Source organism: Chromobacterium sp. FG89 (assembly GCF_057808735.1).
The window spans coordinates 1-23398 of the sequence record NZ_JBMDIQ010000007.1 but is presented as its reverse complement, the minus strand read 5'-3'; the positions used below and the strand labels follow the sequence as shown (position 1 = coordinate 23398).

Below are 23398 nucleotides of genomic sequence, written 5' to 3'. Positions count from 1 at the left end.
TCCTATCTCCCCGGCGCGGAGGCGAGAGCGCTGGCGGCCTGCCGCGGGCGCGGCAAGGCGGAGAGAATGGCGGCGATGCGTCTGCCGGCGCTGCCGTCGCCATAGGGGTTGTGGGCTTGAGACATGCGCTGGTAAGCCGCCTGGTCGTCCAGCAAGGCGCTGGCGTGGCGGACGATAAGATCCGTTTCGGTGCCCACCAGCTTGGCGGTGCCGGCCGCGAGCGCTTCAGGCCTTTCCGTGGTGTCCCGGGTGACCAGAACCGGTTTGCCCAGCGCCGGCGCCTCTTCCTGTATGCCGCCGGAGTCGGTGATGATCAGGTGGCAACGGGCCATCAGGTAGACGAAGGGCAGGTATTGCAGCGGCTCGATCAGGTGAATGTTGCGCACCCGGGACAGCAGCGCGTACACCGGTTGGCGAACATTGGGATTCAAATGCACCGGGTAGACGATGTCCACGTCCGGATAACGTTCCGCCAATTGGACCAGCGCGCGGCAGAAGCTTTCGAACTTCTCGCCGAACTTCTCCCGGCGGTGGCCGGTGACCAGCACCACTCTCGCCTCCGGCCGCAGATAGGAGAAGGCGGCGGCGACGCCGGCCTTGAGCTCCGGCTGCTGCTCCAGCTTCTTCACCGTCAGCAGCAGGGTGTCGACGACGCTGTTGCCGGTGATGAATATCCGCTCGGGGTCGACCTTTTCATTGCGCAGATTGAGACAAGACTCCTCTGTCGGAGCGAAATGCCAGGACGCCAGAATATCGGTGACGCGGCGGTTCATCTCCTCCGGCCAGGGGGAGTACAAGTCTCCGGTCCGCAAGCCCGCTTCCACGTGTCCAATCGGAATCCTGCGGTAAAACGCCGCCAGGCTGGCGCCTAGCGTGGTGGCGGTGTCGCCGTGCACCAGCACGACGTCGGGCTGGACTTCCTCCAGCACCTTGTCGACGGTTTCCACCAGTCTGGCGGTCAAAGACGCCAAGCCCTGAGCCTGTTGCATCAGCTTCAGGTCGAAGTCCGGCTTGATCTCGAAAAAATCCAAGACCTGATCCAGCATCTCGCGGTGCTGGCCGGTCACGCACACTTTTGACGCCACGCCCGGGCAGTCTTGCAGCGCGTGGATCACGGGCACCATCTTGATGGCCTCCGGACGGGTGCCAAAGATTGTCAGTACAGTAAACATATTGTCTCCATTGCAGCGATTCCAGGGCCTTGATACGGCTGACTTTGTTTGTTTTGTTAAAACTACTGTTTTTATTTGTTTAAATTAAGCTAGCACAGGTTTCGCTAGAAACAAAGTTAAATATTTGTTTAAATCAAGTGGTTTAATATTGAGCGAGTCAGTCGCCTGTTCGCCAGCGGGCCGAGGCCGTAGCGGATTGGGCGGATCCGCAGGCGTCGATCGCAGGATTCCGCCGGAATGCACCTGACCGAAGCGCTAGTGCCCGTGCCGGGATTACGGTGTGAAACTGCAATGGCATTTTTTTGTTAGCATGCGAGGACATATGCATGGGGAGCGTTAAATCGTTTGGGAAGCGGGCCTGAAGCGCCGGTGAGCGCGGTCGGCTTCAATCTGGGGAGTTGTGCCCATGGAAAAGAAACAATGCCTTCATTGCGGGTACTGGCGCGGCGACGCGCCGCGCGATAGGCGGGCGCCGGCTTACGCCTGCCCGCTGTGTCAGGCGCCTTATCAGGAAATGTATCCGCAGCCGTTGCCGCGGCGAGAGCCGGAGCCGGCGTCCCGGCTCAAATGGGCGCATGTGGGCGCGGTGATCGTCGTCCTGCTGGCCGGCGCGGCGGGTTTGACGTACATGGTTTGGCCCAGCCAGCAGCAGGCCGAGGCCAGGAACGAGGCGGAACTGAGGGAAATCGCCGGCGTGGTGTTGCCGGGCGCGGAGCAGGCCAAGGAGGAGCTGTGCGGCGGCGAGGCTTTCGCCGCCGGCGCTTTTTGCCGCTGGGCGCCGGAGCTGGCGGCGGTGGGGCGCCGGGCGACGCTGGCGCGGAACTGCATGGAGGTGGTCTCCGTCCGGATTCATCCGGGCAGCAAGAGCCCGGAACGGCCCGATTTCGCGGTGGGGTGCCGGGACGCCGCCGGGGAGATGATGGAAATGAGTTTCAACGAGGAGGATTTGAAGGCCGGCGGCGCGGCGCCGGCCGAGTAGGGCCCGTTCAAGTCTCGCGGGCCGGGCCTGGGGCGTAGCTTCGCCGTTTGAACAAGAGGGCGACGGCGATGAGCGCGGCCGGCAACAGCAGCATGCTGAAAATCCAGTCCGGGCGCACCTGCTGGCGCATCAGCTCGGCGCCGGCCAGCACCCCGAAGATGGCGCCGCCGCGGCCGACGCCGTACATGCCGCCCACTCCGCTGGCGCGGCAGCGGGTTGGATAAAAGGCGGCGGACAGCGAGGCCAGCGCCGATTGCCCGCCGCCGGAGGCGAAGCCCATGCAGAACACCAGCAAGCCCAGCTGTCCGCCTTGCTCGCCCTGGGCGACGGCGGCGCCTATCGCCCAGGCCAGCAGGCCGGCGACGGCGAAGTTGGCCGCCAGCAGGCGGTGCGGCTCGGCGCGGCCCATCCACCAGCCCAGCAGAATGGAGCCGACACCGCCGCCCAGCGGAAACAGCGCGCTGATCCAGGCGAAGCGGCTCAGCGAGAGGCCGGCTTCCTTTAACAGCAGCGGCATCCAGTTCACCACCAGGTAATAGATCAACATGCTCATGAAGCAGCTGAGCCAGAGCAGTAAGGTGCCGGCCGTCAAGGGCCGGCTCAGCACCGCGCGCAGGCCGGCGCGCGGCGCGTCGCCGTCGTCGCCCAGGCGGAAAGCGACGGCTTGCTCCAGTTCCGGCGTGGCGGCGAGGCGGCGCAGCCGCGCTTTAATCTCGTTGACTGAGCGCCGGCGCGCCGCCAGATAACGCACCGATTCCGGCAGCCAGCGGTATAGCGCCAGCGCCAGCAGCAGCGGGAACACCCCGCCCAGCCACAGCGGCGCGCGCCAGCCGTAGGAGGGGATCAGCCAGCCGGCGCACAGGCCTCCGGCGCCGGCGCCCAGCGGAAAGCCGCACAACATGGCGCTGACCAGCAGCGCGCGGCGTCGCGCCGGGCTGTATTCGGACAGCAGGGTGATGGTGTTGGGCAGCGCCGCGCCCAGGCCGACGCCGGTGAACAGGCGGTAGACGGTGAGCGCGTTCAGCGAGTCCGCCGCCGCGGTCAGCAGGCTGCCGACGCCGAACAGCAGCGTCGACGCGATCACCGCGGGCTTGCGGCCCAGGCGGTCGGCCAGCGGCCCGCCCAGCAAGGCACCGCCGGCCAGGCCGAACAGGGCGGCGCTGAGCGCCTGGCCCAGCTGCGGCTTGCTCAGCCCCCATTGCTCCATCAGCGCGGGCGCGATGTAGGACAGGGCCGCCAGGTCGTAGCCGTCGGCGAACATGACCAGAAAGCACAGCGTCAGCAAGACGGCGTGAAAGGATCCCAGGCGGCTTTGGTCGATGAAGCGGTCAACATCCAGGGCGGCGGACATGGCGGCGTTCTCCCGGCGCGTCACAGCTTGACGCAGACATTGCTGATGTCGGAGTAGAAATCCAGCGAATGGCGGCCGCCTTCGCGGCCGAGGCCGGACAGCTTGCTGCCGCCGAAGGGGGTGCGCAGATCGCGCGCGTACCAGGCGTTGACCCAGACGATGCCGACCTGGATGCGCCGCGCCAGCTTGTGGGCGCGGTCCAGCCGCTGGGTCCACAGCGCGCAGGCCAGGCCGTAGGGACTGTCGTTGACGCGGCGCAGGATCTCCTCGTCGTCGTCGAAGGGCGCGATGTGGCAGACCGGGCCGAAGATTTCCTCGCGCACGCAGCGGGCGTGGTCAGGCAGGCCGGTCCAGATCGTCGGGCGCACATAAGCGCCCTGATCGCGCGCGTCGCCGAACTGCGGCGTTTCGCCGCCGGTCACCACCACCGCGCCTTCCTCGCGCGCCAGCGTGAAATAAGACAGCACCTTCTCGCGGTGCTGGCGCGACACCAGCGGGCCCAGGTCCACGCCGTCCTCGTCCGGATAGCCCAGTTTCAGGCCCTCGGCGCGGGTTTTCAGCGCGGCGACGAAGCGATCGAAGATAGGGCGCTCCACATAGACCCGCTCGGTGCACAGGCAGACCTGCCCGGTATTGAAGAAGGACGATCTGGCCACCCCGGCCACCGCCGCGTCGAAGTCGGCGTCGGCGAACACCACGGCGGCGTTCTTGCCGCCCAGCTCGAAGGAGATGTCCTTCACGCCGTCGGCCACCGCCTTCATGATGGCGCTGCCGGTGCGCGATTCGCCGGTGAAGGACACGGCGCTGATTTGCGGCGCGCGGGTCAGGTGTTCCCCGGCCGAGCCGGGGCCGAAGCCGTGCACCAGATTGAACACGCCGGTGGGAACGCCGGCCGCGTCCATCACCTCGGCTAGCAGGGCGGCCGATGACGGCGTTTCCTCGGAGGGCTTGCACACCACGGTATTGCCCATCGCCAGCGCGGGGCCCAGCTTCCAGGTCAGCAGCAATAGCGGCAGGTTCCACGGCGCGATCACCGCCACCACGCCCAGCGGCTTGCGCACGGTGTAGTTGAACAGCAGGCCGCCGTCGGCCTGCGGCGTTTCGCAGCAGTCGTCCACCTGGGCGACGGCGAGATCGGCGAAGGTCCGGAAATTGGCGATGGCGCGCGGCAGGTCCAAGGTGCGCGCCAGGTGCAGCGGCCGGCCGGTGTCGGCCACCTCGGCGGCGACGAAGTCGTCGAAACGCGCCTGGATGCCGTCGGCCACCTTGTGCAGCAGCGCGGCGCGCTCCGGCGCGCTATAGCGGCCCCAGGGCCCTTGCAGCGCGTCGCTGGCGGCCTGGACGGCGCGGGCCACCTGGGCGGCGTCGGCTTCTACCGCCTGGTTCAACAGCCGGCCGTCCACCGGGCTGATATTGTCGAAGCGCTGGCCTTCCTCTTCGAATCGGCCATTGATGTACAGCGGCAGCAGGGCGGGGCGGCTCATGGTTTCTATCCTCGTCAACGGGGGTGGACGCCGCGGTCTTAGAACCTGTTTACGATCTGCTGCGCGTCGGCGATACGGCGTTGAAAATGGTTTCGAAATGCTCATGTACCGTCTGTACACTCCGCTTTCTCAACCGTTTTCGCCTTGTCTCGCCTTAGCTCGCGAGATCGTAAACACGTTCTTAAGGGGCGACGCAATATTGGCGAGTGTAGGAAAGGCGGCCTTGGGCGCGAAAATGAATAAATCGAGTCTTGCTATTCCGCGCGCTTATACCTGATCCGCCGCGTCCAGCGCGGCGGCGGCCAGTTTCAGGCTGTCTATCATCTGCCGGGCCGCCGGCGTCAGCGGCTTGTCGGCGCGCACCGAGTAGCCGACGGCGGTGGGCGGTCCCACCTCGTCCAGCGGCAGCACCGCCAGCAGCTTGGCGGCGGCGAAGCGGCGCGCCGCCAGCCGCGGCATCAGGCCCAGGCAGTCCGAATCCACCAGCAGATTGACATTGGTCAGCAAGGACAGCGATTCCAGCAGATTGTCCGGCAGCGGGAGGCCGGCGTCGTGGAAGAACTGCTCGGCCACCTGGCGGGCCGGCGAATCCGGCGGCGGCAGAATCCACGGCCAGTCGCGCAGTTCGGCGAGGCGGGACGGCGGCGCGGCCAGCAGCGGATGGTGGCCGCCGGCCACGATGCACAGCCGGTTCAGATAGAGCGGCTGGTGGCGCAAGGGCAGTTTGCGGGTGAGCGGCGCTTCCGGGTCCGGCAGGCGGCCCACCACCAGGTCCAGTTCGCCGGCGGCCAGCGCCGGGAACAGATAATCCTGCGGTCCCTCGCGCACGGTGACCAGCAGCTTGGGCGCGTGGGCCTTCAGCCGCAGGATGGCCTGCGGCAGCAGGCTGGCGCTGGCGGAGATCTGGGTGCCGATGATGACATGGCCGCAAATGCCGCCCTTGAAGGCGTTGATCTCGTCGGTCAGATAGCGCAGCTCGGCGATCACCGCCTTGACGCGCTCGCCCAGCAGCAGCCCGTATTCGGTGGGCGTCACGCCGCGGTTGCCGCGCAGGAAGAGCACGGTGTCCAGCTGCTGCTCCAGCTCGCGTATCGCCTTGGTCACCGCCGGCTGGGTCAGGTGCAGCTCGCGCGCGGCGCGGGCGATGGACTGGCAGCGCAGCACCCGGTCGAACACCAAGAGCGGCCGCAGCTTGAGCCGGTTCAACACCATATCGTGAACGGAAAAGGGCGTGAGAGGGTCCATCGGCGCTCCTGTGCGGTTGGGACGGCGCGGCAGAAGACTATGGCATAACTTTAGGGAATAGCAGAAGCCCAGATATTCATTTTCTCCTTATTGTCGCGCTCCATAGACTGAACGCGTCCCACTGATACGGCCGGTTTGGTCCGCGCCGGAGCGCTTGAATAAGGAGAACGCCTTGAGCCCAGTTCCACCATCCGCATTGCAAGCCGCCGCCGAGCAGCTGCGTCGCGCCGCCGACGCCGGCCAGCCCTGCGCGCCGGTGCGCGGCCTGCTCGGCGAGGGAGACGTCGACGCCGCCTATCAGGTGCAAACGCTGAATGTCCGGCATGCGCAGGCCCAGGGCCGGCGGCTGGTGGGCAGCAAGATCGGCCTGACCTCGGCCGCGGTGCAGCGGCAGCTGGGCGTGGCGCAGCCGGATTTCGGCCGCCTGTTCGCCGACATGGCGGTGTGCGACGGCGAGGAGATCGACAGCCGGCGGCTGCTGCAGCCCAAGATAGAGGCGGAAGTGGCGCTGCTGCTGGGGCGCGATCTGGACCATGACAAACATACGCTGGCCGATCTGTTCCGGGCGGTGGACGCGGTCTTGCCGGCGCTGGAGATCGTGGACAGCCGCATCGCCGGCTGGGATATCCGCATCAGCGACACCATCGCCGACAACGCGTCCAGCGGCCTCTTCGTGCTGGGCAACCGGCCGCGGCTGCTGGCCGACGTCGATCTGCTCGGCTGCGGCATGACGCTGGAGCTGCGCGGCGAGCCGGTCTCGGTGGGCGCCGGCGCGGCCTGTCTCGGCAATCCCTTATTGGCCGCGCTGTGGCTGGCGGACACGATGGCGCGGCGCGGCGAGCCGCTCAAGGCCGGCGACATCGTGCTGACCGGCGCTTTGGGGCCGATGGCGCCGGCGCGCGCCGGCGACGTGTTCACCGCCCGCATCCAGGGCCTGGGCGAAGTGTCGGCCCGCTTCGCCCCACTTCAGGGAGCATCCTCATGAGCCATCCCGCTCGCGTCAAAGCGGCCATCATCGGTTCCGGCAATATCGGTTGCGATCTGATGGTCAAACTACTGCGTCACGGCCAGCAGCTGGAATTGGCCGCCATGATAGGCATCGATCCGGATTCCGACGGCCTGGCCCGCGCGCGCCGCCTGGGCCTGGCCACCAGCCACCAGGGCGTGGAAGGGCTGTTGGCCATGCCCGGCGCCGCCGACATCCGCCTGGTGTTCGACGCCACCTCGGCCGGCGCCCACGCGCGTCACGAACAGCTGCTGCGGCCGCGCGGCGTCCGGGTGATAGACCTGACGCCCGCCGCCATCGGCCCCCATGTGGTGCCGGCGGTGAACCTGGACGCGCATCTGGACGCGCCCAATATCAATATGGTCACCTGCGGCGGCCAGGCCACCATTCCCATCGTGGCCGCGGTGGCCGCGGCGACGCCGGTGTTCTACGGCGAAATCGTCGCCTCCATCGCCAGCAAATCCGCCGGCCCCGGCACGCGCGCCAATATCGACGAATTCACCGAAACCACCGCCCAGGCGATTGTCGGCGTCGGCGGCGCGCGCAGCGGCAAGGCCATCATCATCCTGAACCCGGCGGAGCCGCCGCTGATGATGCGGGACACGGTGTTTTGCCTGACCGCGCCGGCGGACCGGGACGCCATCGCCCGCTCGGTGGCCGCGATGGCGGACAAGGTCAGCGCCTATGTGCCCGGCTACCGGCTGAAGCAGGAGGTGCAGTTCGAGGCGCTGCCGGCGGAAGCGCTGACGGCCTATCCGGAACTGGCGCGGAGCGGCGGGCTCAAGGTGTCCGTCTTCATCGAGGTGGAAGGCGCGGCCCACTATCTGCCGGCCTACGCCGGCAATCTGGACATCATGACATCGGCGGCGATGGCCTGCGGCGAACGCGTCGCCGCCCGCCTGCTGCAAGCCTGAGGAGCCCGGCATGGACAAACTGTATATTTCCGACGTGACCCTGCGCGACGGTTCGCACGCGGTCCGTCACCGTTATTCGCTGGCCCAGGTGCGCGCCATCGCCGCGGCGCTGGACGCGGCCGGGGTGGATTCCATCGAGGTGGCGCACGGCGACGGTTTGGAGGGTTCCAGCTTCAACTACGGCTTCGGCGCCCATAGCGACGTGGAGTGGATTGCCGCGGCGGCCGAATCCGTGCGCAACAGCAAGATCGCCACCTTGCTGCTGCCCGGCATCGCCACCGTGCGCGCCTTGCGCGAGGCCTACGACGCCGGCGCGCGCATTGCGCGCATCGCCACCCACTGCACCGAGGCCGACATCGCCAGACAGCACATCGGCTACGCGCGGGAACTGGGCATGGACGCCGTCGGCTTTCTGATGATGTCGCACATGACCACGCCGCAGCGATTGGCCGAGCAGGCCAAGCTGATGGAAAGTTACGGCGCCCATTGCGTCTACGTGGTGGATTCCGGCGGCGCTCTGCTGATGCAGCAGGTGCGCGACCGCTTCCGCGCCTTGCGCGACGCGCTGCGGCCGGAGACGGAAACCGGCATCCACGCCCATCACAATCTGTCCCTGGGCGTGGCCAACAGCATTGTGGCGGTGGAAGAAGGCTGCCGCCGCGTCGACGCCTCGCTGGCCGGCCAGGGCGCCGGCGCCGGCAACGCGCCGCTGGAAGTGTTCATCGCCGCCGCCGAGCGCCTGGGCTGGAACCACGGCTGCGAGCTGATCCGGCTGATGGACGCCGCCGACGATCTGGTGCGGCCCACCCAGGACCGCCCGGTGCGGGTGGACCGCGAGACGCTGGCGCTGGGCTACGCCGGCGTCTACTCCAGCTTTCTGCGCCATGCGGAAACGGCGGCGGCGCAATACGGCTTGAAAACCCTGGACATCCTGCTGGAAGTGGGACGCCGCCGCATGGTGGGCGGGCAGGAGGACATGATAGTCGACGTGGCGCTGGACTTGCTCAAGGCCAAAGGAGGCGCGGCATGACGGACTTTGTTCAAAACTGCGCCCGCGAACTGGACATCGCGACCCAAACCGGCGAAGCCGTCGATCAACTGAGCGCGCGGCGGCCTTTCGATCTGGCGCAGGCCTATCGCATCCAGCAGGCCGGCATCGCGCTGCGCCAGCAACGCGGCGAGCGCGCGCTGGGCTTGAAGCTGGGCTTCACCAGCCGGGCCAAGCGCGTGCAAATGGGCGTGGACGCGCTGATCTGGGGCGAGCTGACCGACGCCATGCAGCTGGCGGACGGCGGCGAACTGGCGCTGGGCCGCCTGATCCATCCGCGGGTGGAGCCTGAAATCGCCTTCATCACCGCGCAGGAGATCTCGCGGCCGCTGTCCCTGGCCGAGGCCGGGCTGGCGCTGGCCGGCGTGGCGCCGGCGCTGGAAATCATCGATTCGCGCTACCGCGACTTCCGTTTCAGCCTGGAGGACGTGGTGGCGGACAACTGCTCATCGTCCCATTTCGTCGTCGGCCCGCTGAGCCCGCCGGACACGCCGCTGGACAATCTGGGCGTGACGCTGCGCTTCAACGGCCGGCCGGTGCAGCTGGGCAGCAGCGCCGCCATCCTGGGCCAGCCGCTGCGCGCGCTGATGGAAGTGTCCGCGCTGCTGCACGCGGAAGGGCGCACGCTGCCGGCCGGCTCCTTGCTGCTGGCCGGCGCGGCCACCGCGGCCGAGCCCTTGCGCGCCGGCCTGCACGTTGGCGTGGAGATCGCCGGCCTGGGCCGCTGCGAGTTTGAAACCGAAGGGAGCGCCGCATGAGCACTCAAGCCACCACCGTCAGCGGCAAGGCCGCGCCGCGCGGCCGCTTTCCGCACCTGAAGCGGGCCGGGGACTTCCTCTTTGTCTCCGGCACCAGTTCGCGGCGGCCGGACAACAGCATCGCCGGCGCCGAGGCCGACGCCATGGGCGCGACGCGGCTGGACATCGCCTTGCAAACCCGGGCGGTGATCGAGAATATCCGCGACATCCTGGCCACGGCCGGCGCCGGGCTGGCCGATGTGGTTGAAATCAGCGCCTACCTGGTGGATATGAACGATTTCGCCGCATACAACCGGGTTTACGCCGACTACTTCGACGAGGAAGGGCCGACGCGGACCACGGTGGCGGTGCATCAGCTGCCGCATCCGCATTTGCGCATTGAGATCAAGGCGATCGCCTACAAGCCGCTTTAGAACGTGTTTACGGCGACGAGTAGGTTCTTTTAGGTGTAATCAAGCACAAGAGAAGGAGAGAGGAGATGGAACTGCAATACGGCATGCCGCTCAATCTGCTGGACTGGGCGCAGCGCAACCAGGGTCTGCTCAAGCCGCCGGTGTGCAATGCGGCCGTTTGGTCGGACGGCGACTACATCATCAATATGGTGGGCGGGCCGAATACCCGCACCGATTTTCACGACAACCCCACCGAGGAGATTTTCTACCAGATCCAGGGCAACGCTTATCTGGATATCTGGGACCGCGGGCGCTTCGATCGCATCGAGCTGCGCGAAGGCGACGCCTTCCTGTTGCCGGCCCACGTCATCCACTCGCCGCAACGGCCCGAGCCCGGCCTATGCCTGCTGGTGGAGAAGCCGCGGCCGGTCGGCCAGTACGACAGCCTGCAATGGTACTGCCCGGTCTGCGCCGCCGAGATCTGGCGTTTCTCCAAGCAGCTGGAAAGCCTGGTGGACGATCTGCCCAAGGCCTATCAGCTGTTTTACGCCTTGAGCGAGGACGAGCGCCGCTGCCGCCATTGCGGCACCGTCCACCCCGGCAAGGATTACGCCGCCTGGCACAAGTTGCGGCAGTGCTCCCGTCATTGAGCGTCCGTTCCATGACCGCCGCGTTCCCGCCCTAGCTCGCAAGACGGGAACCGATTCTTGAAGCAAGCTTAATTAACCGAGAAACGCAGCCATGATAGACATCCACTCCCATTTCTTCCCGCGGATCAGCCAGGCCGAGGCGGCCCGGCTGGACCCGCGGCGCGGGCCCTGGCTGGAGACCTCCGGCCGCAACGGGCAGATCATGGTGGGCGAGCAGCCGTTCCGGCCGGTGCACGACGCGCTTTGGGACGGCGCGCGCCGGCTGGCCTGGCTGGACGAGCAGGGCATAGACATCCAGATCATGTGCGCGACGCCGGTGATGTTCGCCTACGCCGCGCCGATAGAGCGCGCCTTGCCGTGGGCGCAGCTGATGAACGACCGCGCGCTGGACATGGCGGCCATCGCGCCGCAACGCTTGAAAGTGCTGGCGCAAGTGCCCTTGCAGGACGTGGACGCCGCCTGCCGCGAAGCCAGCCGCGCCCGCGACGCCGGCCACATCGGCGTGCAGATCGGCAACCACGTCGGCGAGCGGGATCTGGACGACGCGGGCCTGCTGACGTTTCTCAGTCATTGCGCGGCCGAGAACATCCCGCTGTTGGTGCATCCATGGGACATGATGGGCGCCGGCGCGCGGATGAAGCGCTGGATGCTGCCCTGGTTGGTGTCGATGCCGGCGGAAACCCAGCTGGCCATCCTGTCGCTCATCCTGTCCGGCGCTTTCGAACGCCTGCCGGCCAGCCTGAAAATCTGCTTCGCCCACGGCGGCGGCAGCTTCGCCTATCTATTGGGCCGGGTGGACAACGCCTGGGAGCAGCGCGACATCGTGCGCGAAGACTGTCCACGGCGGCCGTCCAGCTATCTGGAGCGCTTTTACGTGGATTCCGCGGTGTTCGATCCCGGCGCGTTGCGGCTATTGATCGCCACCATGGGCGCGGAGCGGGTGATGCTGGGCTCGGACGCGCCTTTTCCGCTGGGCGAGCAGACGGTGGGCGGCCTGGTCCGCGAGACGGTGGCGGACGCCGAGATCCGCCGGCGGCTGCTGGCGGACAATGCGCGGGCCTTCTTCAGTTTATAGGGCGGCTCAACTCAGCAGCCAACCCAGCAACAAGCCGCCGAACAACAGCCATTTCAGCGCGTAATAGCCGAGGCGGCTCTGCGCCTTGATGCGCTTGCCGAACAGCCGCACCGCCTGCACATAGCGGAACAGGCGGTTGAGCGCGCCGGTGCGGTCCCCGTCCTGATTGGGGGCGCTGGCGGCGCCCAGCAGCAGGCGGCTGAGCCGGCGGTTGAACCAGGCGGCGAGCCGGAAGCGCATCGGCCGTTCGATATCGCAGAACAGGATGATGCGCTGGTGCTTGGTGGCGTTTTCGGCGTGGTGCAAATAGGTTTCGTCGAACAGCACCGCCTCGCCGTCGCGCCAGCTATAGCGTTCGCCGTCCACTTCGATGTAGCAGGCCTCGCTTTGCGGCGTGGACAGACCCAGGTGGAAGCGGACCGATCCGGCGAAGGGGTCGCGGTGGCGCACCAGGCGGCTGCCCGGCGGCAGGCTGGCGAACATCGCCGCCTTCACCGTGGGGATGCCCTCCAGCAAGGCGGTGGTGTACGGGCACAGCTTGGCCGCGGACGGGTGCGGCTGGTCGTACCACTTGAGATAGAAGCGCTTCCAGCCGGTTTTGAAGAAGGAATTGAAGCCCAGATCGTCGTAACGGTCGGAGGCCTTGATCGCGCCGCCGTCGGACAGGGCCAGCGCCTCGGTGCGGATGCGCTGCCAGTTGTCGTTCAGCGTCCGCAATTCCGGAAACTGTTGCAAGGGCAAATAGGGGCGGGCCGGCAAGGTGGAGAACAAGTAGCAGAAGCAGTTGATCGGCGCCATGAAGGTGGAGTGATCGGTCAACTGCCGCCAGAAACCCAGACGTTGGCGGCCGCGATAGTGGATGTAGACGGTACAGAGCGCGAAAACGAGGAGGATGGAGAGTTTGATATACGGCATATGGGCTCGCCTGTGCATGGATATGCTCAATTTCAAGCAAATACCGGTTTTGGACGACTGGTAGTTGGGATAGTTTAGCAAAATCCTGCCGCCGCCGCCCCCCGCGGCGGGCCGCGCAAACGGCTGTATTGGGCCGGAAAACAGCCGAAACCGGCTGTGCCGGCCGCCGCATACGGCCGACACCCGCAAGGGGCGCTGCCTAGAATGGTTCGAGCGAGAACGGCCCCGCGCCGTCCCCGGCAATCATTCGCTTGCCGGGCCGCCCGACCAAGGAGCCTGCCCATGCATTTCACCCACGCGATCACCCGTTTGCCGGCCGACACCGTGGCCGGCGGCCTGACCACCGCCGATATCGGCGCGCCGGACCCGGCGCTGACCCGCGCCCAGTTCCGCGACTACGTGGACATCCTGCTGAGCCTGGGCCTGACCGTCAGCACGCTGCCGGCCCAGCCCGATTATCCCGACGCCCATTTCGTTGAAGACACCGCGGTGCTGATGCCGGAACTGGCGGTGCTCACCCAACCCGGCGCGCCGTCCCGCCGCGGCGAGGTGCGCAGCATCGCGCCGCTGGTGTCCCGCTTCCGCCACGCCGTATGGATGGACGGCGACGCGCGCATGGACGGTGGCGACGTACTGATGATAGACAAGCGCTTCTTCGTGGGCCTGACCAGCCGCACCAACGAGGCCGGGGTCAGCCAGTTCGCCGCCGCGGTGGAAAAGTTCGGCTATGTCGTCACCGCGGTGGAAGTCAGCGCCGGCCTGCATCTGAAATCCATCGTCAACTACGTGGGCCGCAACACGCTGATCCTGTCCGAAGACCGCGCCGACGATCCGGTATTCCGCGGCTATCAGCAGATCGTGCTGGCCAGGGACGAGGAATACGCCGGCAACACCCTGTGGATCAACGACACCCTGATCACGCCCAGCGGCTACCCGGACACCCTGCGCAAGCTGAAGACGCTGGGCCTGCCCATCATCGAGACCGACACCAGCGAAATCCGCAAGATGGACGGGGGTTTGACCTGCATGTCCCTGCGCTTCTGAAAAACCGTTCCATTCGCCACCGGCCGCAGAGCCGGGAAGATTCAGAACCTGTCGCCGACGCGGAGCCGGCGAGGAACAGGCTCTCAAGGAGAAACCAGATGAAAACCATCAGCATCGCGCTCTTGCTGGCGCTGAGCGCCGGCCCGTCGCTGGCCAAGGACATCAAGCAAATCCGCTGGGGCGTGGACGGCGGCTACCCGCCCTTCGACGTGCTGGCGCCCAACGGCGAGATCACCGGCTTCGATCCGGACATCGCCAAAGCCGTCTGCGCCGAACTCAAGGCCCGCTGCGTTTTCGTCAAGCAGCCGTTCGACAGCATGATAGCCGCGCTCAACGCCAATAAGTTCGACGCCGTCATCGCCTCGCTGAACGTGACGGCGGAGCGGCGGAAGCAGGTGGATTTCAGCGACAAATACTACGCGTCCGCCTCGCAGCTGGTGGCGCGCAAGGGCAGCCCGCTGCGGCCCACGCCGCAGTCGCTGGCCGGCAAGACCGTGGGCGTGCAGTCCGGTTCGGTGCACGAGCAGTACGCCAAGGCCAACTGGGGCGGGGGCAAGGTCAAGATCGTCACCTACGCCAACCAGGACAATGTCTACCTGGACCTGGCCTCCGGCCGCATCGACGCCGCCTTGCAAGACAATATCCAGGCCGAGACCAGCTTTCTACGCACCGAGCGCGGCAAGCAGTTCGCTTTCGCCGGCCCCAAGCTGGGCGAGTCCAATCCGGTGGCCGTCGCGGTGCGCAAGAACGATCCGGAACTGAAGGCGGCGATCAACCGCGCCATCGCCGCCATCCGCGCCAACGGGGTGTACGAGGGGATACGCAAGAAGTACTTCGGCTTCGATATCTACCACTAAGCACCTGTTCAATGTCTGCTGCGCTTCGTGAGACGTGGCACGGTGAGTACCGCTTCGAAATGCTCATGTACCACGCGTACATTCCGCTTTCTCAGCTGTTTTCGCCTTGCCTCGCCTTAGCTCGCGAGACTTTGAACAGGCTCTAAGAGCCAGTTCATCGTCTGCTCTGCGTGTCGCGGCGCGCGCACGGCTTCCATCCCTATCCACCCCCGGCCGGCGCCCGCCGGCCGCTTCCCCAAGGAGGGCGGCCATGGTGGCGTCCTATCTGCCCCTGTTGCTGAGCGGGGCCTGGCTCAGCCTGCGCGTGGCGCTGGCCGCGCTGGGGCTGGCCCTGCTGTTCGGCCTCGCCAACGCCTGCGTCAAGCTGTTCGGGCCGCGCTGGCTGCGGGCGGCGTCCATCGCCTACACCACGGTGATCCGCGGCATTCCGGAGCTGGTGATGATGCTGCTGCTGTTCTACGGCGGCGAGAAAGTCTTCAATCTGCTGCTGGCGGCCTTGGGGCTGCCGGCGGTGGAGTTCGACAAATTCCTGGCCGGGGTGCTGACCATAGGCTTCATCTTCGGCGCCTATTACACCGAAACCTTCCGCAGCGCCTTCCTGGCGGTGCCGCGCGGCCAGTTGGAGGCCGGCGTCGCCTACGGCATGCGGCCGTGGCGGCTGTTTCGGCGCATCCTGTTTCCGCAGATGCTGCGCCACGCCTTGCCCGGCATCAACAACAACTGGCTGGCGCTGATGAAGTCGGCGGTGCTGGTCTCGCTGATCGGCCTGGAAGACATGGCCTGGCTCGCCGAGCAGGCTGGCCGCGCCACCCAAATGCCTTTCCTGTTCTATTTCCTGGTCTGCCTGGTCTATTTGCTGTTCACCGCCGCCTCCGGCGGGGTGTTCCGTTGGCTGAGGCTGCGTTACAGCCGCGGCCTGCTTTGAGGGGGAAACGATGACGCTAGACGAAATCCTGCGCGCCTTGCCCAGCTATTTATGGGGAGAGGGCGGCCAATGGAGCGGGCTGGCGCTCACCGCCAAGCTGTTCCTGGTGTCCGGCGGCCTGGGCATGTTGCTGGCGGTGCTGCTGGCGCTGCTCAGGGTCTACGGCCCGGCGCCGCTGCGCTGGGCGGTGGCCGCCTTCAGCTATTTCTTCCGCGGCACGCCCTTGTTCATGCAGCTGATGCTGATCTATTACGGCGTGTCGCAATTCAGCTGGGTGATAGAAGGCTGGCAGGCGGAAGACCCGTTCTGGCTGCTGTTCCGCGACGCCACCTTCTGCGCCATCCTCGCCTATGTGTTGAACACCGCCGCTTACGCGCAGGAAATCCTGTCCGGCGCGCTCGCCGGCTACCCGCGCGAGGAAATCATGGCGGCGGAGGCCTTCGGCATGTCGCGGGCGCGGGTCATCCGCCGCATCGTCTTGCCCGGCGCGCTGCGGCGCTCGATACCGGTGCTGAGCAATGAAATGGTGTTTTTGCTGCACGCCACCGCCTTATCGTCCACGGTCACGCTCTTGGACGTCACCGGCGTGGCGCGCGCCTTGTACGCGGCCACCTACGCGCCGTTTTTCCCTTTTCTGATGGCGGCGGCGATCTACCTGGGCTGCACCTTCGCGCTGTTGGCGGGCTTTCGTCAGGCGGAACGCCACTGGCTGAAGTTCCTGCGGCCGCGTTCAGCCTAGCGCGCCGGCGCTGCGCTTGATCTCCTGCAGCTCGGTGATGGTGATGATCTTGTCGATCTTGAAGGCGGCGCTGTTCAGCCATTGCTCGGCCAGCTCGCGGTATTGCTGGATGTCGCGACAGCCGACGCGCACCTGGAAATCGAAGCTGCCGGCCACCAGCCAGGCGTCCAGCACCGCCTCGCTGCGTTGCAGTTCCTTGATGAAGGCCTGCTGCGACAGCGCGTGATCGGCCAGCGCCACCTGGGCCACCACGATGACGGGGTAGGCCGGTTCCGGCAGCTGCACCACGGCGCGGTAGCCGCGGATCACGCCGGCTTTTTCCAGCCGGCGCACGCGCTCCAGGCAGGGCCGAGGCGTCAGATTGACCTGCTCGGACAAACGTTGAAAGGACATGCGGCCGTCGGCTTGCAAAGCGGCGAGGATTTTCAGGTCGATACGGTCCAGGCTGGGTTTCTTGTCGTTCATGGCGGGTTTCAGGATGGATGGGCTGCCTGATGATTTGAGCCTCAGGCGCCGACAGTGTCAAGGCGGCGCGTCCAGCGTGGTTTTGATATTTCAATGACATGGAAAGGGAGGGCGTTTTATGGAGCTCGTCACCCAGGCGTTGCCGCAGGCCAGCATAGGCATGCGGCGCGAACTCTTGAGCCTGCATTACGGCCGGCGCGGCGCCGGGCCCAAGGCCTATTTGCAGGCCAGCCTGCACGCGGACGAACTGCCCGGCATGCTGGTGATCCACCATCTGCGCCGGCTGCTGGACCAGGCCGAAGCGGCCGGCTTGCTGCGCGGCGAAATCGTGCTGGTGCCGGCGGCCAATCCCATCGGGCTGGCCCAGGCGCTGTTGCAGCAGCAGCCCGGGCGTTTCGAACTGCGCAGCGGCGAGAACTTCAACCGCCGCTTCACCGATTTCCACCCGCTGCTGCGCCCCGGCCTGGAGGCCGGCCTTGGCGATGACGCCGCCGCCAATCTGCGGACGGTGCGCGCCCGGATGCGCGCCGCGCTGGACGCGCAAACCCCGGTCACGGAACTGGAGGCGCTGCGCCTTGCCCTGAGCCGGCTGGCGCTGGACAGCGACCTGGTGCTGGACCTGCATTGCGACAGCCAGGCGCTGCTGCACGTGTACGCCGACGCGCCGTTCTGGCCGGCGCTGGAGCCGCTGGCGCGCTATCTGGGCGTGGCCGCGGCGGTCTTGAACGAGGCGCCGGGCGGCACGACTTTCGAGGAATCCTGCGGCCAGAGCTGGTGGCGGCTGGCCGGCGAACTGGGGCCGGCGCATCCGCTGCCGCTGGGCTGCGTGGCCGCCACGGTGGAGCTGCGCGGGCAGGGCGATCTGGATCACGGCCAGGCGCGGCGGGACGCGGAGGCTTTGTACGCCTATCTGCAAAGCCGCGGCCACATCGCCGGCGCCGCGCCGGCCTTGCCGCCGCCGGTGCCCGCGCCGTGGACCTGGCGCGGCATGACCAGCGTGAGCGCGCCCGCGCCCGGCCTGGTGCTGCGCCATTGCGCGGTCGGCGCGGAAGTGGAGCGCGGTCAGCCGCTGCTGGAGCTGATCGACCCGCTGGAAAACCGGGTCGTCCCGGTGCTCAGCCCGGCGGCGGGCCTGCTCTACGTCAGCCACCCGCTGCGCTACGCCCAGGCCGGCATGGAGTTGTGCCGCATTCTGGGCCGGGCCGACGTCGGCGCGCGCGTGTCGCTTGCTTGAACGTTCGCGTCATGTTTCCGGCATGGCCGCAACGCGTACTGTCAGTAGAATGATTTGCCGCCCGCGGGCGGCCATGCGAACCCCCACCCAAGAGCCGCCCACCATGCAAGCCCAAGCCATCGCCGCCGCCGACGCGCCGGCGCAAGAAAACCTGGAGCCCATCTGGCTCCGCGCCAGACAAGGCCAATTGGCCCGCGCCGTCGTGATGGTGCGCCCTCACGATTTCGCCTTCAATGAACAAACCGGCGCCGACAATGTGTTCCAGCACCGGCTGCAACTGCCGCCGGCCCAGGTCACCGCGCGGGCGCTGGCGGAATTCGACGCCATGGCGCAGCGGCTGCGCGACCGCGGCGTTGAAGTGCTGGTGCTGGAAAAAAGCCCGGACGGCTATCCAACCCCGGACGCGGTGTTTCCCAACAACTGGTTCAGCACCAGCGTGGATGGCAGCCTGCACGTCTACCCGATGCACACGCTGAACCGCCGCCGGGAACGGCGGGTGGAGGAACTGTGCCAATTACTGCTAAGCCACGGCTACGAGGTGGAGCAAGTGGTGTGGGCCGGCCATCCGCTGGAAGAGGAGCTGATCCTGGAAGGCACCGGGGTGATGGTGTTCGACCATCCGCGCAAGCGCGTGTACGCGGCGCGCTCGCAGCGCTGCCATCCGGGCGCGCTCTACCGTTACGCGCGCCGGCGCGGCCTGGAAGCGGTGCACCTGTTCGACACCGTGGACAGCCGCGGCGTGCCCATCTACCACACCAATGTGATGATGAGCGTGGGCGAGGGCTTCGCGGTGATCTGCTCCGAAAGCCTGCACCGGCCGGAGCAGCGGCGGCAAGTGCTGAGCGCGCTGAGCGAACATCACGAGGTGATCGACATCAGCCTGGCCCAGGTGGAGCGCAGCTTCTGCGGCAATATCCTGCAACTGCGCGGCGCCGGCGGCCAGCCGCTGATCGCGATGTCGGAGCAGGCCTGGAACGGCTTCACGCCGGCGCAGCAAAGAACGCTGGAGCGCCACGGGCAGCCGGTGGTCAACCCCATTCCCACCATAGAGGCGGTGGGCGGCGGTAGCTGCCGCTGCATGCTGGCCGAGCTGTTCCTGCCGCGCGTCCGCTAGCGGACGCGTTGCGGTTTCTTTGTTTGGCATGGCGTGGGTGGGTAGAGCCTCAGTCCTCTTCCGCGTCTTGCGGCCGGGGCGGCATCCATTCGCCGCCGCGTTGGCCTACGGTTCGGTCGAACTTTTGCTGCCATTCCACCTTGCGGCCATTCTCGATGTCGTAGCCCCAGCGCTTGAGGTATTTGCCGTCCTTGTCATTGCTGATCCATGCTTCTCTTTTGATGACATAGGTGGTTCGCATGGCAGAGTGGACCTTGCCCTCTTGTACCCACAGTTCGATGTGGCGCTGTTCTTCCAGTACATCCCGTTCCGGGCGAGGGAAGCCGGCGCTGCCATCGGGCAGAACGCCGAGCAGATAGCGGCCATCGGTCTTGATGCCGAGGATTTTAAGGGGGATGTCGGTGATGAAGGATTCGGTTTGGGCCTCATAATCAATGGTGTGATCGGTGTCATCCCGGCCCCGCTCGGTATAGGTCATAAGCCAGGTGCGTTTACGGCCCGTTGCCCAAACCCGAAAGCCCTTGATCTCTTTGAGAGAACCGCTTGATTCCCAGTAATTCATCTGGGCACGGCCTATCCGGGTCCGGGTGACTTTTTCTGCTGAGCGGACCTCGGCAACAAAGATGTCAGCCTTGATGTAGACCGGTTCCAATAGCGCTTGCTCTATGCTCAGCAGTTGGTTGAGCTGTCCATCCGCATCCAGGCCGAAGAAATAGATGCCGTTGACCTTGATGCCGAAGCGCTCATAGTCGATGGGGCCGGTATAAGGTTCTCGTTTTGAAATACGGCTCTGTCTATAGGCGATTTTTTGGTTTTGATTAATGGCAATCTGGGCAACGCCATCACTGAGTTCCGCTGCCTCAAAACTCAGAATTTCACCATCGAAATAATTGGTGGAGAAGGTACGTGGCCATTCTCGGACGTAGTAGGGGGTATCGACGTGCAGGCGCTCGCCATTGGAATCAGTGGTGTAGGTGAGGCTCATGGGGAGTATCCATAAAACCAGCCATCGGACGGCTGGGTATTGTTGAATGTGATAGCCAAGCAGGCCCAGCAACATGAGCAGCAGTACGCCGATCAGTGAGGCTTTTTGCCAGGTACGCACGGGCTTAATCGTCCTGCTCATCTTGCGGCCTCGGAGGCACCCATTCGCCACCGCGCTGGCCTATGGTTCGGTCGAGCTTTTGCGCCCACTCCACCTTGCGGCCATTCTCGATGTCGTAGCCGTTACGCCGTTCTAAATTGCCTTTATCGTTGTAGAAGGTCCATTTCTCGCCAGTGACGACATAGGTGGTCAGCGTTGCGCGATAGACCTGGCCATCTTTTACCCAGAGTTCGATGTGACGCTGGTCTGCCAGCGCATCGAGTTCTGGGCGGGGGAAGCCGGCGCTGCCATCGGGTAGGACGCTGAGCAGGTAGCGGCCATCAGTCTTGATGCCGAGGATTTTAAGGGGGATGTGGATGGAGAAGGGCATCGCTCGGATTTGGTAGTCAACGGTGTGAATCGTGTTTTCCACTCCTTGCTCAGTAAAGGCGGCAAGCCAAGCGCGTTTGCGGCCCGTTGGCCAAATCCGAAAGCCCTTGTTCTCTTTGAGTGAGTCGCTGGACTCCCAGTAATTCATCTGGGATCGCCCCATGATAGTCCGGGTGACTTTTTCTGCTGAACGGACCTCGGCAACAAAGATGTCAGCCTTGATGTAGACCGGCTCCAATAGCGCCTGCTCTACGTTCAGCAGCCGGTTGATCTGACCATCCGCATCCAGGCCGAAGAAATAGATGCCGTTGACCTTGATGCCGAAGCGCTCATAGTCGATGGGGCCGGTATAGGGTTCCCGTTCTGAATTGCGGCTTTGTCGATAAGCGATTTTTTGGCTTTGATTAATGGCAATCTGGGCAACGCCATCTCTGAGTTCCGCTGCCTCAAAACTCAGAACTTCTCCGAGGAAGTAATCCGTGGAAAAGGTCCGGGGACTTTCACGCACGTAGTAGGGGGTATTGACGTGCAGTCGCACGCCATTGAGGTCGGTGGTGTAGTTGAGGCTCATGGGGAGTATCCAGTTAAATAGTCGTTGGGCGAGCGGGGTGTGATGGACTTGGTAGATGAACAGCGCCATAGGCAGCAGCAATATGAGCAGCAGCACGCCGATCAGCGAGGCTTTTTGCCAAGTCTTCATAGCCAGTTCCGTCGCTTCAATTCGTCGCGCGTCATCGCGGTGCGCTCAGCCAATGTGTCGGCATAGTCGGGCTTGATGAGCCGGCGCGCGGCGCTGGTGACGGCTGCCACAGCAATGCCTGCCCCGCCATAGGCCGCACCCTTGGCGGTTTCTTTCAGCACCAGACCGCGCAGCTTTTCGAAGTGGGGGTCGATGTCGGAGTTGAGCAATTCCAGATCAATCAGCTGGCAGTCGTGCAGCAAGCGCCAGATGAAAGTGTGACAGTTGTTTTCACCGAAGCTGTCCAGCCGATAGCTCCAGCGGCCACCATATTGCTTCTCGTAAGCGGCGGCGAAGGCGCGGATTTCGTCTATCACTGCCGCCTCCGAGCGTTGGTCGGTCAAGCCCAGGTAGAGCGGCTGGACACTGCGGGCGTCCGGGTTGCCGTGGTTCGGGTCGTAAGGGTAGGGTTTATTGCCGATACCACGGCCGGCTAGGAGGTCATACTTCTGGGGGTCGTTAGCCAGTTCATCAGCTTGACGCCGTTCCTTGGAGTCGCCATTGATGCAGCCTTCAACATCCCACATCGCGCTGAGCTGGTCCTTTGTGCTTTTCATGCCTTTGATGTTCGCCGCCGGATACCAGCCGTAACTTTCCGTGGTGTTGGGATCGTTGTGGTCAATTTCCACCCAGTAGTGGCCTGGGGATTTTTCCCGCACAGCCCCGCCCTTATGGGCGATACCCTTGCCCCAGAACGGAATGCGCTTGAGTCGGACGCGGCTCATTTGGCGCGGGAAGTGGATGGCGGTGTAGCTGGCCAGGCTGGCGGCCTGGGTCACGCCTTCGCCGGTAATCCAGAAGTCCATGCTTATTCTCCTTGTGGCTCAAACACGATCTTGAGTTGGGATTTGGCGTAGCTGCTTTTGATGGTTTGGGTTTTGCCGCCGCTGTCCGTCAGGCCGCGATGGGTGACGCCATCCGGTTCGGTAATGGTGTAGGGCATGCCTGCATGCGGCTTGCCGGAGGCGGGGTTGCTGAGGGTGAAAAAGTGATCGCGCGGCTCCACCACCTTGGCGCTGGGGAAGTCGTAAGCCGGGGTGGGCATGGAGGCCGGGCCGGGGATGCTGAGCGACACGCCGTGCAGCTTGATGTCGCCGCGCGTGCCGGCTTCCACCTTGCAGCTGTCCAGCGTCAGGTAGGAGCCGCCGCATTGCAGGGTCAGTTTTTTGTTGGCGGCGATGATGATTTCGTCGCCGCTGCTGATGATGCGAATTTGCTTGAGCGCGGCCAGTTCGATGGCGTCGTGCTGCGCCTGGATTTCCACCTTGCCTTGCGCGGCGATCAGCTTGGCACCGAGTTTGTTGGCAAACAGGCTGAGGGCTTCGCCGGCCGCCACGGTGAAGCGCTTGATCGCGCCGATGTCGGCGTGGCCGCCTGCGGTGGCGATCAGGTTGCCGCCGGCCGCCAGTTGCAGATGCTGGCCGCTGGCGAGGCTGATGCCGTCCGGCGCATGGGCGAGCAGCGCGGACTTTTGCAGCTGGCTGAGTCGATCCGCCATCAATTGCCGTTGTTGTTCGATGTCGGCGGCCAGCGCCCGCGCCTGGGCGGCCATCTCGGCTAGGGTCTGCATATTGCCCAGCGCGCTGTCCAAGTCCGCTTGCGCCGCCTGCATGTCCAGTTGCTTGCCGCGCGCCTTGGGTTGGGCGTCGGTGCTGAGGAACAGCCCCTTGGCGGCGCGCAGCGCGCCCCAGCCGTCGGTTCTGAGTTCAAAGCCTTCGCCGCGCGGCGCACGCTTCTCGCTCACCAGATGGCCTAGGTTGAGTTGGCTCTTGTCGAACTCGGTGGCCAGCTTGATGTGCTCCTGGCCCTTGCGGTCTT

At 65.6% G+C, this 23398-nt stretch carries 24 protein-coding genes; 14 read left to right on the top strand and 10 right to left on the bottom strand.

Translation table 11 applies throughout. The features are described from left to right. Positions 1-2: 2 nt before the first annotated feature. Complete coding sequence (gene wecB / locus ACODRW_RS08820) at positions 3-1172, bottom strand: non-hydrolyzing UDP-N-acetylglucosamine 2-epimerase (protein WP_235088516.1); 1170 nt, start codon at positions 1170-1172, stop codon at positions 3-5. A gap of 406 nt (positions 1173-1578) precedes the next feature. On the opposite strand from wecB, the gene ACODRW_RS08815 reads away from it, so the two are divergent. Continuing rightward, positions 1579-2151: a hypothetical protein gene (locus tag ACODRW_RS08815; RefSeq protein ID WP_488905562.1), complete on the top strand. Its 573-nt coding sequence runs from the start codon at positions 1579-1581 to the stop codon at positions 2149-2151. A gap of 7 nt (positions 2152-2158) precedes the next feature. Here ACODRW_RS08815 and ACODRW_RS08810 read toward each other — a convergent pair whose 3' ends face one another. From ACODRW_RS08810 to ACODRW_RS08800, 3 genes are all read right to left on the bottom strand, one after another. Beyond that, entirely contained in the window at positions 2159-3502 is a 1344-nt protein-coding gene (locus ACODRW_RS08810) for an MFS transporter (protein WP_488905561.1), read from the bottom strand. A gap of 20 nt (positions 3503-3522) precedes the next feature. Continuing rightward, positions 3523-4986, bottom strand: coding sequence for a 2-hydroxymuconic semialdehyde dehydrogenase (locus ACODRW_RS08805; RefSeq protein WP_488905560.1), 1464 nt, complete (start codon positions 4984-4986; stop codon positions 3523-3525). Between the two features lie 267 nt (positions 4987-5253). Then, positions 5254-6231: a LysR substrate-binding domain-containing protein gene (locus tag ACODRW_RS08800; RefSeq protein WP_488905559.1), complete on the bottom strand. Its 978-nt coding sequence runs from the start codon at positions 6229-6231 to the stop codon at positions 5254-5256. Between the two features lie 172 nt (positions 6232-6403). On the opposite strand from ACODRW_RS08800, the gene ACODRW_RS08795 reads away from it, so the two are divergent. The 7 genes from ACODRW_RS08795 to ACODRW_RS08765 all read left to right on the top strand — a co-directional run bounded on the left by ACODRW_RS08795 (position 6404) and on the right by ACODRW_RS08765 (position 12074). Then, the gene (locus ACODRW_RS08795; protein WP_488905558.1) at positions 6404-7216 is read left to right on the top strand and encodes a 2-keto-4-pentenoate hydratase; all 813 of its coding nucleotides are present in this window, start codon (positions 6404-6406) and stop codon (positions 7214-7216) included. Next, positions 7213-8151, top strand: coding sequence for an acetaldehyde dehydrogenase (acetylating) (locus tag ACODRW_RS08790; protein ID WP_227103237.1), 939 nt, complete (start codon positions 7213-7215; stop codon positions 8149-8151). The genes ACODRW_RS08795 and ACODRW_RS08790 overlap by 4 nt, the downstream gene beginning before the upstream one ends. Positions 8152-8161: 10 nt before the next feature. Next, complete coding sequence (gene dmpG / locus ACODRW_RS08785) at positions 8162-9181, top strand: 4-hydroxy-2-oxovalerate aldolase (protein ID WP_107798930.1); 1020 nt, start codon at positions 8162-8164, stop codon at positions 9179-9181. Then, positions 9178-9957, top strand: a complete 780-nt coding sequence (locus ACODRW_RS08780; RefSeq protein WP_488905557.1) for a 2-keto-4-pentenoate hydratase — start codon at positions 9178-9180, stop codon at positions 9955-9957. The genes dmpG and ACODRW_RS08780 overlap by 4 nt, the downstream gene beginning before the upstream one ends. Further along, positions 9954-10370, top strand: coding sequence for a RidA family protein (locus tag ACODRW_RS08775; RefSeq protein WP_227103231.1), 417 nt, complete (start codon positions 9954-9956; stop codon positions 10368-10370). Before ACODRW_RS08780 ends, ACODRW_RS08775 begins: the two co-directional genes overlap by 4 nt. Before the next feature lie 65 nt (positions 10371-10435). Further along, positions 10436-10999 (top strand): 3-hydroxyanthranilate 3,4-dioxygenase, encoded by a 564-nt coding sequence (nbaC, locus tag ACODRW_RS08770; protein WP_488905556.1) that lies wholly within the window; start codon positions 10436-10438, stop codon positions 10997-10999. Between the two features lie 91 nt (positions 11000-11090). Then, on the top strand, positions 11091-12074 hold the full coding sequence (locus tag ACODRW_RS08765) for an amidohydrolase family protein (RefSeq protein ID WP_488905555.1): 984 nt from the start codon (positions 11091-11093) through the stop codon (positions 12072-12074). A 6-nt stretch (positions 12075-12080) separates the two neighbouring features. Here ACODRW_RS08765 and ACODRW_RS08760 read toward each other — a convergent pair whose 3' ends face one another. Further along, the gene (locus tag ACODRW_RS08760; protein ID WP_199225841.1) at positions 12081-12989 is read right to left on the bottom strand and encodes an aspartyl/asparaginyl beta-hydroxylase domain-containing protein; all 909 of its coding nucleotides are present in this window, start codon (positions 12987-12989) and stop codon (positions 12081-12083) included. A 282-nt stretch (positions 12990-13271) separates the two neighbouring features. On the opposite strand from ACODRW_RS08760, the gene ACODRW_RS08755 reads away from it, so the two are divergent. From ACODRW_RS08755 to ACODRW_RS08740, 4 genes are all read left to right on the top strand, one after another. After that, positions 13272-14033: a dimethylarginine dimethylaminohydrolase family protein gene (locus tag ACODRW_RS08755; protein WP_107798935.1), complete on the top strand. Its 762-nt coding sequence runs from the start codon at positions 13272-13274 to the stop codon at positions 14031-14033. A gap of 98 nt (positions 14034-14131) precedes the next feature. Next, positions 14132-14890: a transporter substrate-binding domain-containing protein gene (locus ACODRW_RS08750; RefSeq protein ID WP_253313668.1), complete on the top strand. Its 759-nt coding sequence runs from the start codon at positions 14132-14134 to the stop codon at positions 14888-14890. Positions 14891-15140: 250 nt separating this feature from the next. Next, positions 15141-15815: an ABC transporter permease gene (locus ACODRW_RS08745; RefSeq protein ID WP_107798937.1), complete on the top strand. Its 675-nt coding sequence runs from the start codon at positions 15141-15143 to the stop codon at positions 15813-15815. Between the two features lie 10 nt (positions 15816-15825). Then, a complete protein-coding gene (locus ACODRW_RS08740; protein ID WP_488905554.1) occupies positions 15826-16554 on the top strand; it encodes an ABC transporter permease in 729 nt (242 codons plus the stop codon). On the opposite strand, the gene ACODRW_RS08735 is transcribed toward ACODRW_RS08740, so the two are convergent. Then, the gene (locus ACODRW_RS08735; RefSeq protein ID WP_107798939.1) at positions 16546-17019 is read right to left on the bottom strand and encodes an Lrp/AsnC family transcriptional regulator; all 474 of its coding nucleotides are present in this window, start codon (positions 17017-17019) and stop codon (positions 16546-16548) included. The genes ACODRW_RS08740 and ACODRW_RS08735 overlap by 9 nt on opposite strands. 118 nt (positions 17020-17137) lie before the next feature. Here ACODRW_RS08735 and ACODRW_RS08730 point away from each other — a divergent pair, with 118 nt between their 5' ends. Together ACODRW_RS08730 and ACODRW_RS08725 are read left to right on the top strand one after the other, a co-directional pair. Beyond that, positions 17138-18253: a succinylglutamate desuccinylase/aspartoacylase family protein gene (locus tag ACODRW_RS08730; RefSeq protein WP_488905553.1), complete on the top strand. Its 1116-nt coding sequence runs from the start codon at positions 17138-17140 to the stop codon at positions 18251-18253. A gap of 73 nt (positions 18254-18326) precedes the next feature. Beyond that, positions 18327-19367 carry an arginine deiminase-related protein gene (locus ACODRW_RS08725; RefSeq protein WP_253313671.1) on the top strand — a complete coding sequence of 347 codons (1041 nt, stop codon included), beginning with the start codon at positions 18327-18329 and terminating at the stop codon, positions 19365-19367. A 49-nt stretch (positions 19368-19416) separates the two neighbouring features. Here ACODRW_RS08725 and ACODRW_RS08720 read toward each other — a convergent pair whose 3' ends face one another. The 4 genes from ACODRW_RS08720 to ACODRW_RS08705 form a co-directional block, all read right to left on the bottom strand. Further along, the gene (locus ACODRW_RS08720) at positions 19417-20472 is read right to left on the bottom strand and encodes a hypothetical protein (RefSeq protein ID WP_488905552.1); all 1056 of its coding nucleotides are present in this window, start codon (positions 20470-20472) and stop codon (positions 19417-19419) included. A gap of 4 nt (positions 20473-20476) precedes the next feature. Continuing rightward, the gene (locus ACODRW_RS08715; protein ID WP_488905551.1) at positions 20477-21541 is read right to left on the bottom strand and encodes a hypothetical protein; all 1065 of its coding nucleotides are present in this window, start codon (positions 21539-21541) and stop codon (positions 20477-20479) included. Beyond that, entirely contained in the window at positions 21538-22386 is an 849-nt protein-coding gene (locus tag ACODRW_RS08710) for a hypothetical protein (protein WP_488905550.1), read from the bottom strand. The genes ACODRW_RS08715 and ACODRW_RS08710 overlap by 4 nt, the downstream gene beginning before the upstream one ends. Positions 22387-22388: 2 nt before the next feature. Further along, the coding region (locus ACODRW_RS08705; RefSeq protein WP_488905549.1) for a DUF2345 domain-containing protein at positions 22389-23398 on the bottom strand (1010 nt) is incomplete at its 5' end.